The organism is Vibrio sp. B181a (assembly GCF_030248375.1).
Classification (GTDB): domain Bacteria; phylum Pseudomonadota; class Gammaproteobacteria; order Enterobacterales; family Vibrionaceae; genus Vibrio; species Vibrio campbellii.
On sequence record NZ_JAHGAD010000038.1, the window covers coordinates 104,452 to 119,013 of the forward strand.

The window sequence follows — 14,562 nt, forward strand, 5'->3', positions numbered from 1 at the left end:
TCGGCTAAGCAAAGCAAAGCTTGAGTATATCAAGAGTTCATCTTCGATACGGTCATGACATGGCGGTGCTTGGTCACATTTGTTGAAAAAACCGAGTGTTTAAGAATTGAGGCATCATGGCGAAAGCAAAACGAGCGTATGTTTGTAATGATTGTGGCGCGGATTTCCCACGTTGGCAGGGGCAGTGTAATGCGTGTGGTGCATGGAACACGATTACTGAAGTTCGTATTGCTGCATCGCCAACGGTAGCACGCAACGAACGCTTATCTGGTTACGCAGGCTCAGCAACGGAATCAAAAGTTCAAACCCTGTCAGAGATTGATCTGCAAGAAGTGCCCCGTTTTACGAGTGGCTTTAAAGAGCTAGACCGAGTGCTTGGTGGTGGTGTAGTTCCGGGCGCTGCGATTCTTATCGGTGGTAACCCTGGCGCAGGTAAGTCGACTTTGCTTTTGCAAACCATGTGTCTGTTGTCTTCGCAAATGCCTACTCTCTATGTGACGGGTGAGGAATCGCTCCAGCAAGTGGCAATGCGTGCCTCACGACTTGGGTTGCCAAAAGAGCACCTGAAGATGTTGTCGGAAACAAACGTCGACAAGATTTGCCAAATTGCAGAGAAAGAACAGCCGCGCATTATGGTGATTGACTCGATTCAGGTAATGCACGTGTCTGACGTTCAGTCCTCGCCAGGTAGTGTCGCGCAGGTACGTGAATCGGCAACCGCGCTGACGCGTTATGCAAAGCAAAATAATGTGGCTGTCTTTATTGTTGGTCACGTAACAAAAGATGGTACCCTTGCCGGCCCTAAAGTACTTGAACACATTATTGACTGTTCAGTTCTACTCGATGGTGGCACTGATAGTCGCTTCCGAACCTTACGTAGCCACAAAAACCGTTTTGGTGCGGTGAATGAACTTGGCGTCTTTGCCATGACGGGGCAGGGACTGAAAGAGGTCAATAACCCTTCGGCGATTTTCCTTTCCCGCGGTGAAGAAGAGACGTCGGGTTCGTCCGTTATGGTGGTGTGGGAAGGTACGCGCCCTCTATTAGTAGAGATTCAAGCACTGGTGGACTACTCACAATTGGCAAACCCACGTCGCGTCGCGGTGGGCCTAGAACAAAACCGTCTGTCTTTATTATTGGCGGTGCTGCATAAGCACGGTGGCCTACAAATGGCCGATCAAGATGTGTTTGTGAATGTCGTTGGTGGTGTAAAAGTCACAGAGACCAGTGCTGACCTTGCGCTAGTTATGGCGCTTTTGTCGAGTTTTCGCGATCGTCCACTACCAAAAGATGTGGTGGTGTTTGGTGAGGTTGGCTTGGCGGGAGAGATTCGCCCAGTGCCGAGTGGCCAAGAGCGTTTGAATGAAGCATTCAAGCACGGCTTTAAGAAAGCGATCGTACCAGCAGCGAATATGCCAAAGGGCGGTATTCCTGGTATGCAAATCCATGGCGTTAAAAAACTGTCGGAGGCTATCGAAGCATTTGATGAGTTGTAAACGCCATCTTGTGCCCCAATTTAAGGGGTAACAATAATGTTGAATCTATTCTCATTATTATCGAATTAGCAGACAAATTGCGAAGTTTGACTATTATTTGAGGGTGGAAAATCGACGTTAAAATTTTTTTTGTTCCAATAGCACGCAAAGGTATCCGTCTTGACAGATTGTGATATACTCTGCGCGCACTTTATACCTTATTAACAGAGTAAGACAATGACTGATTTATCAAAATACAGAAACATTGGTATTTTCGCGCACGTTGATGCGGGTAAAACTACCACAACTGAGCGTATCCTGAAGCTTACTGGTAAAATCCATAAGACTGGTGAAGTACACGACGGCGAGTCTACAACTGACTTCATGGAGCAAGAAGCTGAGCGTGGTATTACAATCCAGTCTGCAGCAGTAACTTGTGAGTGGAACGGTCACCGCCTGAACGTAATCGACACTCCTGGACACGTAGACTTTACAGTTGAAGTATACCGTTCACTTAAAGTTCTTGACGGTGGTATCGGTGTATTCTGTGGTTCTGGTGGTGTTGAGCCTCAGTCAGAAACAAACTGGCGTTACGCGAACGACTCAGAAGTTGCTCGTCTGATCTTCGTAAACAAACTAGACCGTATGGGTGCAGACTTCTTCCGCGTTGTTGACCAAGTTAAGAACGTACTAGGTGCAAACCCACTAGTTATGACTCTACCAATCGGTCGTGAAGACGACTTCGTTGGTGTTGTAGACGTACTAAACCGTAAAGCTTACGTTTGGGACGAAACTGGTCTGCCAGAAAACTACGAAATCCAAGACATCCCAGCTGACATGGTTGACGATGTAGAACAGTACCGTGAAGAGCTAGTTGAAACTGCTGTAGAGCAAGACGACGATCTAATGGAAGCTTACATGGAAGGCGAAGAGCCAACTATCGAGCAACTAAAAGCTTGTATCCGTAAAGGTACTCGTGACCTAGCGTTCTTCCCAACGTTCTGTGGTTCTGCATTCAAAAACAAAGGTATGCAACTTATCCTTGACGCTGTTGTAGATTACCTACCAGCTCCAACTGAAGTTGATCCTCAGCCTCTAACAGATCCAGAAACTGGTGAGCCAACAGGTGAAGTTGCTACAGTTGACGCTGACGCGCCACTAAAAGCACTTGCGTTCAAGATCATGGACGACCGTTTCGGTGCTCTAACATTTATCCGTATCTACTCTGGTCGCATGAAGAAGGGCGATACTGTTCTTAACTCTGCAACTGGTAAGACTGAGCGTATCGGTCGTATGTGTGAGATGCAAGCTGACGAACGTAACGAACTTACTGAAGCTCAAGCTGGTGACATCATCGCTGTAGTAGGTATGAAGAACGTTCAAACTGGTCACACTCTATGTGATCCTAAGCACGAATGTACTCTAGAAGCTATGATCTTCCCAGAACCAGTAATCTCTATTGCTGTTTCTCCAAAAGACAAAGGTTCTACTGAGAAAATGGGTATCGCGATCGGTAAAATGGTTGCAGAAGATCCATCATTCCAAGTTGAGACTGATGAAGATTCAGGTGAAACTATCCTGAAAGGTATGGGTGAACTTCACCTAGACATCAAGGTAGACATCCTTAAGCGTACTTACGGCGTTGAGCTAGAAGTAGGTGCTCCACAGGTAGCTTACCGTGAAACTATCACTCAAGCAGTTGAAGATAGCTACACGCACAAGAAGCAGTCTGGTGGTTCTGGTCAGTTCGGTAAGATCGACTACCGTATCAAACCAGGTGAGCCAAACTCTGGCTTCACGTTCAAATCAACAGTTGTTGGTGGTAACGTACCTAAAGAATTCTGGCCTGCAGTTGAGAAAGGCTTTGCGTCAATGATGGATACTGGTGTTCTAGCTGGCTTCCCAACTCTAGACGTTGAAGTTGAACTATTCGACGGTGGTTTCCACGCAGTTGACTCATCAGCAATCGCTTACGAAATCGCAGCTAAAGGCGCATTCCGTCAGTCTATGCCTAAAGCAGGCGCGCAACTTCTTGAGCCAATCATGAACGTTGACGTGTTCACTCCAGAAGACAACGTTGGTGACGTAATCGGTGACCTTAACCGTCGTCGTGGTATGATCAAAGACCAACAAGCTGGTACTACAGGCGTTCGTATTAAAGCAGACGTTCCTCTATCAGAAATGTTTGGTTACATCGGTCACCTACGTACTATCACTTCTGGTCGTGGTCAGTTCTCTATGGAATTCGCTCGTTACGCAGCATGTCCATCGAACGTTGCTGAGCAAGTAATCGCAGAAGTTAAAGAGCGCGAAGCTAAGAAGTAATTCTTAAGCTAACGCTTTAAAATATCAAAGCCCCGCCTAGTGCGGGGCTTTTTAATATCTCTCGATAGGCAAACGGTCCTATATTGCTCGTTTACCTTACGCTTCTTTTAATTGAATCGTCTCAAAGTCACGAATGGTATTGCGTTCAAATTCGGCAATCTCTTCTTTTATCCACTGACTAAATAACTGCGTTTTTTGACGCTTTAAATACCCTGTTGGCGCACAGAGGTAATAGGCATATTTGGGTTGAATTCCTACATTGCCAATACGAACCAGCTTACCCTCTTGAATATAACGATATGCCAAGCTGTGCTTAACCAAAGCCACGCCTTGTAGAGAAAGGGCGCCTTCCAGTACTAAATGCGAACCACTGTATTTCAGAGTTGGCTTTGCTGCTTTATGGCCTAGCGTTTCCAGCCACAAATTCCAATCCAGATCAGGCCATAAATCTTCAATTAACTCCGCTTTCTCCAAGTCTTCGATTTGGTAGATATTGTGCTCTTTCTGATAAACCGGATGACAAGCAGGATAGAAAACTTCATCCATCAACCACTGTGATTCAAGATTTGGATAATCGCCTTGCCCATAGCGAACGCAAAGGTCTATCTGGCTGTCTTGAAATGAGACCAGATCATTGGTGGGCTCCATCAGTAGTGATAGCTCAGGGTGTCTCTGCCTAAAAGCAGTAATTCGAGGAATCAACCAATGATGTGCAAAAGAGGGCAAGGTTGAAATGGAAAGATGATTTGGATTGGGGTCTTGGTTTATCAACCGCACACCTTGTTGGAGGTGGCTAAATCCTCGCTCAGCTTGAGCAAAAAGCAAATTACCATCTGGAGTGAGGTGAATTTTCCTATGTTGGCGCACGAACAAGTCAGTACCAAGAAACTCTTCTAGCAGGCGTATTTGCTGGCTAATCGCGGCAGGGGTGACGAATAAGTGCTTTGCTGCCGCTTTAAAGCTTCCTTCTTTTGCCGCGATGTAGAAGTAGTACAGACCTTGTAGCGGAGGCATACGCTCTTTCACGTTAGTTTTCCTAAACTCAATGTCAGATTCTATCGTTTGAGATTAACAGGGTAGTCACTGATTATTAAGTGGTCAATGTGAATCAAAAGGAGAAGATATGAGCAATACTACGCAAACTTGTGGGCGATTAGCCTCGAAGCCACAGCAACGTTTGGTTCAGTATATCTTTTCTAAACTCTCTATTTGGAGAAAGAACTACCGAACACGGCGCCATCTCGCAGAGCTGCCAGAACATCTTTTGGATGACATTGGTTATAGTGAAAGTGAAGTGCGAAAGGAAATTCAAAAACCGTTTTGGCGTGATTGAGCTTCAGCCAAAGAAAAAGCCAGCGAGTAATCTAACGCTGGCTTTTCCTTTAATGGTGTCACTTTTAGGGCATCGCTTTTACTTCGACAGTTATCGTGTCTTGGTATTTACCAGCTCGGGCAAAATCGATATTTCCTAGCGTCACTTCGAGTGGTACTCCCCATCGCTTAGTACTTTCATTGTTAGAGAAGGTATAAACCGCTTTCTGGTTAACCAAAGCGTTATTGAATCGCAATGTATACGGTATAGTAATATTGGGCTCTGATTTCTGTTTCAACTCACCATACTTTTGTTTCACAACCAGCCTAACGTTAGAATTTGAGAGAAGATCGAAGTCAGAGCGGTAAGTTCGGTTCGATTCCAGATCGCCAAGCTGAAAGCGATAACCTGAGTTACCAGAGCGTTGCATGTTTGGGGCATTAGGGGCAGAGTTAAAAGCAACGAAAGCAGGAACGTTGAGCTTCACTTTTGCGTTTTTTGACTTTTGCTTTTTGCCCAAGGAAATTGTGGCTTCGAGCAGTCCGTTGTAATTACCAGATGCGGCAACTTTCGCTTCTGGAACCTTTATCCAGAACTTTGTTCTTTGGCTATTATCCAAAGGTAGCTGAAAACCTTTATTTGGGAAGTGACTCAACTGCCGAAAGTTTTTGTCCAGAATAGTCACAGATAAACTGGCTCCAATTGAACTTAAGTAACTGGACTGTTTATTGTTGACCGAGACCATCGCCATCGGAAATCGACAGGTCTGAATATCGCGAGATAGTTCCAAATAAACTGGAATATAAGCCCCTAAATCACGTTTAAATTCAACGTTACTTCGGTCAACGTTTAGTGTCCATTTGCCACTGCATTCTGCCCATACGGGTTGAGATAATATGGCGAGACTGAACACTGATATTTGGAATAAGTGTTTCATTGTTTATCCCTCTTTAATAAGTAAAGTGGGTAGATAAATCAGATTTTCATTGGTTTCTGGTACGTTTAGTTTTGTTGGGCTGAAGCCTTCAACCGTGATGGTGTAGGTGCCCGGAGCAATACCTTCTACAACAAATCGACCTGATCGATTGGTGAAAAAGTCATAGGTTTTCTGTTGTCCAACTAACTGCCCTTGGTAGAGCTTTAGTGGTTTTTTAGAACTGATTTCAAGTGTGCCAATTATGGTCTTTGACGCGATTGAGCCGATGTTTATTAGATGGCCAGTTTGTGACCCTGGTGTGATGTTGTATTCGTGGTCACCAAAGTCATAGCCGACAGGAGCATCTGGGACATTGATGTAGACACTAGACAACTGATGCCCACCAGATAGTTGAACGGCATTATCTATCGCCGAAGTTGAAATCGCTTCAGCTGGGTCGTCCGCAACGGCGTTGATTTCAACATCAGCATCCAAAGAGTCATGAACGGCGACGATGGCAACAGGTCCATTGATAGGACGTGACCAAGCTAAGTTGCCATCAGCCAGCGTCAGCGCCGTACTTGCTCGCAATGAAGCGGTTTGGTAACTGTCGGAATTGTCAAAGTCGAGGTGAGAGACTTTAGCATCAGTGATGAAGCGGTTTGCCACATAATTGCCCTCTACAGAATAAGTTTGAGAGTCGGCATCACCTTCTGCTGTAAGCGCATAGCCATAGCTGCCTGTGTAATCATCGGAAGGGCGTTGAAATTGAGCTCTGTAAGTATCGGGCTCGTTGGAGTAAGAGACGTTTGCATTGTATTCCCCAGACACAGAGTTCCAGTCCCAGTCTGCAGAGAAAGTGAAGCGCGTCTCGTCAATGTTATCGTTTGGATTCTCCTCTTTCTCTACACCAGCAGAGAGTGACAGGCTGTAAAATTGCCAAGCGACTTCAGATGACGCAAGCCATTCAACCTCTTCCTCTTCGAAGTCACGATAGTCTCCACTTAATATTAGACTAAGGTCATCTGTAATGGTGAGCACGTAGTTAGAGAATACGCGTAAGCCTGTTCTTGGTTCGGCTATTTGCCAAGGTAATGCGAAGTACTTATCTTGGTATTCGACGCCGAGACGAAAGTTTGGAGAGCCATAGCTATCCGTTCCCCACACTTGATGGGAATAGTCTAGGCTGTAGATACTGCCAGTGTCATCATTAGGTTTATTGTTTTGCGCAGATGCTCGAACACCTACATTCCCCCAATCAGAACCGATAGTGGCAATAACGCCAAGTTGTTGGCCCTTAGGGTGGTAAAGTCCGTTTACACCCAGCGTTAATGTGTCGCTGATACCGTAGTCGTAGTATCCCGACGTGACCCACTGTTCATCGTCGTATTTAAAGTTGTTATCCTCGATCGTCGAGATTAACCCAGAGTAAAAACCGAAGTCAGAAATGCCTTCACGCAGTAAACGAGAGTTAAAAAATTGACTGTAAACGATGGTGTCGGTGCGGCCTGATTGATAGCTAATGTCTAACCGTACATCATTGGTACCTGACACGAGAGGCAGATCATCCAGTGTATATCGGCCCGGTGGCAATCTAATCTCGGTGAGGAAGATATCGTTAATGTAGATTTCGACATCGGCACTTTCATTTAATACTAGAGGTTGCGTCCCGCCGTTCTGAATGTTTCTGGTGGGCTGTAAATCTTGGTACAAACGTTCAAAAGCGACTCCGCCCAGAGGCGTGCTCGGCAGATGGCCAGCACTAGTTTGGGTCACATCCCCAAAGGTTAAGCGCCAAGGTGTGCTGGGTTCATCGAAAAAAAGACGAGCTTCACCACGATATACATCGGAATCGACATTATTACCGCCAGTGACGAAGCCGGAGACATCAAGGTTTGCCCCTCGAACGCCACCAATATTGGCTCGAACTAGCCATTCCCCTAGCCAAGTTTGCGTGTCTTCGGCGTTAGAATCGCTAAATAAGGTGTAATCAGTACTGGCGTTCAGTGTATTTTGTATCGTCCAGAATGCGCTTTCCGAGTACTGTGCAGGCTCGTATTTGCTTCCGAAGGAGAGTAAAAAGTCCGCGGCTGCAGACTCATCTATGACTAGATTAATGCTTTGGTCGGATGTGTCGAAATTTGCGTTGATTCCCATACGAGCCAATTGTTCAACCGTGATATATTCTTCAGAGAATCCTCTCAATGCCACGAGAGTTTCATCATTTATCAGTTTCTCTACTGACTGAGCGAGCTGTTCAACGTTGATTGAATCTACGGTCATACCGTCTGAGTACGCGCTCACTTGGCCGATAGTATTTTCACCCCAAATGACAGGGAATGGGAACGACCAGCTATGAGCTAATGCAGCTTTTACAGTGAAAACTAGAATAAAGTGTAAAATGAGATTTTTCATAAAAACCTCACTAGTCTACTGTTTTAACAGAAACTGTTTGGGGCTGCCCCAACTCACTTGGTAGAGTGTACTTTACCGTTGACCCCGGCATTAAATAAGCACTGGTTTTGTTACTTAACGCTTCCCAATCGACTGTTTTGTTTGACTTGCCACCTGAGAAACTAAATTCCATGCCATTCATGTTCAGTACGCGTTTACCGTCATTTCTGATTGCAATTTGATTGTTTTTAATGGTCGCGGTTGGAATGGACTTACTTGAAGCTGGAGAAACAAAAGCTAACGTAGCAAACTCCAATAGCATGGAGATAGAACTATCTTCTTCATTCTCCTTAGTTTGGTTGTCGAGTTCTATCTGGGTAAAGACGATTCGATATGTCTCAGTTTTTTTGATTGGTTTTTTGGGCGTGTAACGGACGCGAAAGGTTTGGGACTTTTGCCCGTCGATTTTAGCTTGAGGGGGGAGAATGAGAAATTCGTCCTCTGATGGTGTCAGGACTTCCTCGCCTGAAGAGAAATCGGCTTGATAGACATGGACTTCCAGAAGAATGGGTTCTTCCTCCACATTTGTAACTTTGTACAACCCCTGAGAGTTTCGGCCAACGTCATCTAGCTCTAAATAGATTGGACTGACCTCGTACGCGAAAATAATTGAACTGAACAAAAAAGAAAAAAGAAGTGTGGTGATCCTAGCCATAGATATTTCTCCCTAAAACAAGCTTGGCCCGATTATCGAGCCAAGCTTGTATCTGCCTTTTAAGACGATATCTATAAAGTGTCGTTCGGTTACGGCATTACAGGGCCTGATGCAGAAAGGCTCACTTTGATACGACCTTTATATTTACCAGCTCGTGCAAAGCCTGAATCTTCAGGTTTGACGTAAATAGGATGTTTGTTGATCTTGTTCACTAAGTGCTCGCCCACTGAAGGAATTGGCGATGCCATTTTTTCCATACCATGATCGTTCTTAGTATTCGCAACGGTTTCAGAACCGATTTTCACTTTGTAGTTAATTTTTTCGCCCATGTTGTGCTTGGTCACACCGCGCAGTTTGTATGCGGTTACGGAGAAATCTAGATCTGTGCCGTAGTTACACCAAGCTCTTAAATTACCCACTAACACTTTCTTGTTGTTAAAACCGTTGTCCCACGAATCGGTATGCACTTTATTTGCCTTGCGTAGAACATTGTTTTTCACATCTTTCTTACCAATTCGAAGCAGGCAGCGTTTTGGCACTCGGCCCTCAATTCGAATTGTTTTTTGGTCAGTTTTACTCAGTGTTGTGAAGTCCACTGGGTTGTTAAATTGAACCGCAGAAGCGCCAAAAGAAAGTGATGCGGCTGCTACTGCTGTAGCAAGAAGTAATTTTTTCATAACTCAATCCCTCGTTAGTCACAATGCGTTGTTTGAATCGCATTATCAGCTTATGAGGGACTCAGCTTCTCCACATCATCAACAAAGGTGAGACCATAGTAATAGTTGGGGTGAAAAAGGGATGAATCTGTTTCAACTCGATTTTACTTCCCCTTTCTATTGTTGAATTGGCCAATAATATCCTTTTGTTTCTTATGTTTAGGTTAGAATGTTTTTTTTGCCATCGCCATTAATTCGTAGCGAGAGTGTACATTTAATTTGTGTAAGACGTTTGAAGCATGAGTTTTGATGGTATTGATGCTGACATTTGATTGCCTTGCTATCTGTGTATTTGAGAGCCCTTGAAGCATCAGCTTGCAAATCTCACCTTCTCTTTTCGTAAGCAGAAACTTGGTGCTTAAATAGTCTGCTGTGAGAGTAGGATCCTCACCACCTTCTTGATAGTGGTAGATAGCTTTATTCAAAATAGGGCGAGGGAACCACACGTCTCCTTGAGAAACGGCAGAAAGCGCCTTTGGAAGAAGCTCTAAACGGGAGCACACTTGCCCTGAATATCCCTTCTCTAGCCATTCAAGTGAAGAGACAGATGAAACATTCATTGCCACCCACTTTTCTTTTCTCTCCGTGGGGCAAATTCCGTATCGCTTTGGGCAAGGCATGGATTTTACGTCAAAGAGGATAATGCGTTGTGATGCTTCTTCATCCAAATGGGTGAATGTATCGCTGGTGGTGAAGCTCACTAAGGGAAAGGAAAGTTTGACCAAATCGCGAATCACTCTTGTGTATGATATATCTTTGCTTAGCAGATGTACTGCTAAAGGTTGGGTGCTTAGTTCCATTGCAACAAATCCTGTTGGTCTAATTCTGCTTTAATTTTTGATATATGTCGTTTTTTCTATTTTTAAGACTGGCAGTTTAGCCTGTTACGTAACCTCATCTTTTACGGGTAATACGCAACTTGTATATTAAAAGGTTAGTACCAAATGATGAGATTACAATGGGCAAGATGGATGGGGCGTAGGTTGAATCAAAAGTGAGAATTATGAGTGAGGGAAAGTTAAGCGGACTCACCCTTGCTTAAAGAAACAGCAAAGCAAGGGTGAATTTGGAATGAGGCGGTACTAGAGGTTTATAATTCTTCTTCCCAAACAATCAGCTCGCCTTTTGGCCAGTTGTGGCCAAGTTCATGGTATTTCTGCTCAAGGACATGGCGCTTGATCTTCAAGGTAGGAGTCAGAATACCGTTTTCGATACTCCACGGCTCTTGAATCATCAGCACACCTTTTATTTGCTCGTGCGATTCCAGCTCTTGGTTCATGCGAGCGATCACTTTGCGAGTTGTTCGTGCGTAACGTTCTTTGTCGAAGTTAGGGAAATCGTGCGGCACAACCAACAAAATAGGCCCTGGTAAGCCTAGGCCGATCAAACACATCATTTCGACGCGGCTGTATTCGAACAGTTTCTTCTCAATAGGAACTGGTGCAACAAATTTACCTTTTGAAGTTTTAAAGGTGTCCTTCTTGCGGCCTTGGATAGTGAGATAACCATCCGCATCGATTGAGCCGATGTCACCCGTGTGTAGCCACCCTTCGGAGTCAAACGACTCTTGTGTCGCAATGTCGTTTTTGTAGTAACCTGAGAACAAGCCTTTACCACGGACCATGATTTCTTCATCGTCAGCGATTTTAAGTTCAATGCCAGGGCCGGCATTACCTACAGAGCCAATTTTATCGGCACGGAATGGGTAGTTAAGTGTGCTGTAGGCGAAAGACTCCGTCATGCCCCAGGCTTCCGTGATGTTTAAGCCTACGCTGCGATACCACTCGAGCAATGCTGGTGATACAGGCGCAGAGCCACAACCAAGAACACGCGCTTGATCTAAACCAAGGCCATCTGCCAGCTTCTTCTTGATCAGTGAGTTAATGAACGGGATCTTCAGCAGAATGTTGAGCTTTTTCTGCGGAAGTTTGTCTTGAATACGTTGCTGGAACAAGGTCCACAAACGAGGCACAGAAATAAACAGTGTCGGACGATGCATTTTTACATCTTCGATAAAGGTATCGAGAGACTCTGGGAAAGCCGTAGTTACACCACCCATAATGGATGAGCCGAAGATGTATACACGCTCAGTAATGTGAGCAAGTGGCAAATAAGAGAACAAACGGTCGTTTTCTTGAATACCAATATGATTAATCAACTGCTGAACTGACCAACTGAACGCACCGTATGTCAGCATTGCCCCTTTAGGTAGCCCTGACGTTCCTGAGGTATACACGAGAGACATAAGCTTGTCATCATGGTGTTGCGGACGCTCTGCGCTTGGTTCTACATCGGCAATAATCTCAGTAAACTGATATTGGCATTTCGGCGCAGTATCGTAAGGAAGTGCAATGCTAATTAAATCTGGCATTGAATCGATCACTTGTTGCGTTGCCGCTGGATCATCTAACTTACCACCGATCAGAGCTTTACTCTCACTGTGTGTCACACAGTACTCGATTGTATCCGCACCAGCTGTTGGGAAAATAGGCACGCTAACGTAATCGCCCAGCATCATTGCCAAATCACAGATGAACCATTCGGCACAGTTTTTCGAGACTAAGGCCACTTTATCGCCTGGCTGTACACCAAGGTTACGTAAAGCACTGACAAGTCTTAACGCTTGATCGGCAACTTCCGCATAAGTGAACTCAACGAACTGTCGGTTGATGATTTGTTTTAAATAGACTTCATCTGGGCGTTCCGCTGCCCATTTGAGAATCATTTCATTTGGTGGTGGGAGAGCGCAAGTCTGCTCACTTAACTCGTTAGGCTGAATCATTCTCTAACTCCATGTTAATCGCAGGTGTATTGTTGTTAATTTAATGTTAACGATAGCATGAGTGTGATTATTTGGGGAGAGAAAAAACAGTAACTTGCTGTCAAGGATCACAGCTTATCAATTCTTTGGGCCAAAATACGGTTAAGCGCATCATTTAAATGTATTGGTGAAGTGCTTTTGATAGTGCTGATAAAGCTTCATCACTTTCGCGACATAGAACCGAGTTTCCTCAATTGGCAGTGTTTGTGTCAATCGAAAATAGACTTCTTCATAATTTAAATCATTCATTTCTTTAGTAAATTTTGGAACGGACTGCGTATAAGATAAGCTGCGCATTAAATTCGATAAACCGCAGTTGTAGGCCGCAATTGAGAGTAAGGTTCGACTTTTTTCTGAGTGAATAGCGTGTAAATACTCCGTTTCGAGGATATGCAAATAAGCCGTTCCTATGTCGATATTAAATTCAGGGTCGAACAATGCTTCTCTTTCTATCTTTCGGCCAAAATAGAGCTGCTGAGAGACTTCTAATGCTCCACCGTTTTCCATCACCTGCATCAACCCAATGGCATCGGCATGAGAAACCGCATTGGGGTTAAATGCGCTTTCCGTATGAATGACAGCAAGAATCAGAGCAGGATCAATCTGCCACTGTTTCGACGCTGCGACGATGGTGGGTAAATACTGTAAGGCGGCAGGCGATGTTGGCTTTTGAATGAACGAATAAACGGTTTGGGAAGAAGGCGTATTTTTTCCTCGAAGTTCAATGACGCGATTTTTTGAACTGGCAGAGGCGGTTGAAGCGGGCTTCAGCCTAAGCTTTTTATTGTTCAATGATTGCCGGTTTTGTTGAGCAACGGAGTTTTTGTCTACCGCAGTCATTTTTGCTTGAATTGAGTAGGAGGCATAAAGCAAAACAACGCTCAAGACGATGAGAAGATAGTTTTTGAATAATGGAGAGTAGAAAGACATCTCGACTCCAGTTAAAAGTGTTTGTGCCCTTTTCTTAATTTATCGTGTAACCATTGATGGTATTTGCCGTACTCAGAGTGTATTGGCCAAATCAAAGAGGCGTATAGCTGTTTCCCAAACAACGCACTTTCGCTGGGGGCCTTTGCTAACACTCCCTGATGCATGGAGTTATCAATTGTATGTTGCGGCAGGAACGCCATGCCTTTCTTCGCAATACACAATTCCAAGATGGTACTAATGTCATCGAGTATCCACATGTAATTTTTAGCTACATTAGAAAGGTCGATCAGATCTTCGCAACCATCTAATAAGAGTAGACGAGACTCAGTGCACTTACCCTCTTGAATTAACTCTCGATGCACAATCCAATTGCAGTTAACGGTAAAAAGCTCGTCAATATTAAAGTCTAATTTGGTACGGTGATAAGGGTTGCATATAGCAATGTCGATTTGGTTATTATTGATGTATTGACCCAGAATTCGACTTGGTTTAGTGACGACATTAAGCTCAATTTCAGGAAAAGCCTCAGAAAACTCAATTAAGGCACTTTTGACTTCGTTATTGAACACCAGAGAATCAATGCCGACTCGCATATGAAATAGCTCGGTTCTCAACAGGGATTCGGCGATTTGGCTCAGTTCGTTGTATTTTTTAATGATAGGTGTCGACAACTGATAGATCTTCTTTCCCCGTTCTGTAAGTTTGACTTGTTTATTGCTTCTGTCTATCAGCAGATAGCCTAACTCCTCTTCCAAGCTCTTCACTGCACCACTTACCGTTGATTGAGACTTACCTAATTTCCTTGCTCCACCGCTGAAAGAGCCTTGAGTGATAACGGCATGAAAAGAGATCAGGTTGTCGAAGGGAAGTTTCATCGAGGTGCTGCCTATTGCCTTTAGTCCTTAAGGTTTAGCTTAATGGGTATGATGAAGTTTTAACTAATAACTTGGTTTTGTGT

Annotated in this window: 12 protein-coding genes; 3 read left to right on the forward strand and 9 right to left on the reverse strand. The window is 44.4% G+C overall.

What is annotated here, in order from left to right:
* Positions 1-116 precede the first annotated feature (116 nt).
* Together radA and fusA are read left to right on the forward strand one after the other, a co-directional pair.
* A complete protein-coding gene (radA, locus tag KIO97_RS17240; RefSeq protein ID WP_045369724.1) occupies positions 117-1,496 on the forward strand; it encodes a DNA repair protein RadA in 1,380 nt (459 codons plus the stop codon).
* 216 nt (positions 1,497-1,712) lie between these two features.
* Positions 1,713-3,800: an elongation factor G gene (gene fusA / locus KIO97_RS17245; RefSeq protein ID WP_005530296.1), complete on the forward strand. Its 2,088-nt coding sequence runs from the start codon at positions 1,713-1,715 to the stop codon at positions 3,798-3,800.
* 96 nt (positions 3,801-3,896) lie between these two features.
* Here the strand turns inward: fusA and KIO97_RS17250 are convergent, their stop codons facing one another.
* Positions 3,897-4,826, reverse strand: coding sequence for a LysR substrate-binding domain-containing protein (locus KIO97_RS17250; protein WP_285383522.1), 930 nt, complete (start codon positions 4,824-4,826; stop codon positions 3,897-3,899).
* A 97-nt stretch (positions 4,827-4,923) separates the two neighbouring features.
* Between KIO97_RS17250 and KIO97_RS17255 the strand changes: the two genes are divergently transcribed.
* Positions 4,924-5,133 (forward strand): DUF1127 domain-containing protein, encoded by a 210-nt coding sequence (locus KIO97_RS17255; RefSeq protein WP_212582145.1) that lies wholly within the window; start codon positions 4,924-4,926, stop codon positions 5,131-5,133.
* Between the two features lie 64 nt (positions 5,134-5,197).
* On the opposite strand, the gene KIO97_RS17260 is transcribed toward KIO97_RS17255, so the two are convergent.
* From KIO97_RS17260 to KIO97_RS17295, 8 genes are all read right to left on the reverse strand, one after another.
* Positions 5,198-6,049: a hypothetical protein gene (locus KIO97_RS17260; protein ID WP_005530294.1), complete on the reverse strand. Its 852-nt coding sequence runs from the start codon at positions 6,047-6,049 to the stop codon at positions 5,198-5,200.
* Positions 6,050-6,052: 3 nt separating this feature from the next.
* The gene (locus KIO97_RS17265; protein ID WP_285383523.1) at positions 6,053-8,443 is read right to left on the reverse strand and encodes a fimbria/pilus outer membrane usher protein; all 2,391 of its coding nucleotides are present in this window, start codon (positions 8,441-8,443) and stop codon (positions 6,053-6,055) included.
* A gap of 10 nt (positions 8,444-8,453) precedes the next feature.
* Positions 8,454-9,137, reverse strand: a complete 684-nt coding sequence (locus KIO97_RS17270; protein WP_050905114.1) for a molecular chaperone — start codon at positions 9,135-9,137, stop codon at positions 8,454-8,456.
* A gap of 89 nt (positions 9,138-9,226) precedes the next feature.
* Positions 9,227-9,814, reverse strand: a complete 588-nt coding sequence (locus tag KIO97_RS17275; protein WP_005427453.1) for a hypothetical protein — start codon at positions 9,812-9,814, stop codon at positions 9,227-9,229.
* 203 nt (positions 9,815-10,017) lie between these two features.
* On the reverse strand, positions 10,018-10,653 hold the full coding sequence (locus KIO97_RS17280; protein WP_103412735.1) for a response regulator transcription factor: 636 nt from the start codon (positions 10,651-10,653) through the stop codon (positions 10,018-10,020).
* A gap of 290 nt (positions 10,654-10,943) precedes the next feature.
* Positions 10,944-12,635: an AMP-binding protein gene (locus KIO97_RS17285; RefSeq protein WP_050905115.1), complete on the reverse strand. Its 1,692-nt coding sequence runs from the start codon at positions 12,633-12,635 to the stop codon at positions 10,944-10,946.
* A 150-nt stretch (positions 12,636-12,785) separates the two neighbouring features.
* A complete protein-coding gene (locus KIO97_RS17290; protein ID WP_285383524.1) occupies positions 12,786-13,604 on the reverse strand; it encodes a transglycosylase SLT domain-containing protein in 819 nt (272 codons plus the stop codon).
* Between the two features lie 11 nt (positions 13,605-13,615).
* Positions 13,616-14,479 carry a LysR family transcriptional regulator gene (locus tag KIO97_RS17295; protein ID WP_050905747.1) on the reverse strand — a complete coding sequence of 288 codons (864 nt, stop codon included), beginning with the start codon at positions 14,477-14,479 and terminating at the stop codon, positions 13,616-13,618.
* Between the last annotated feature and the right edge of the window lie 83 nt (positions 14,480-14,562).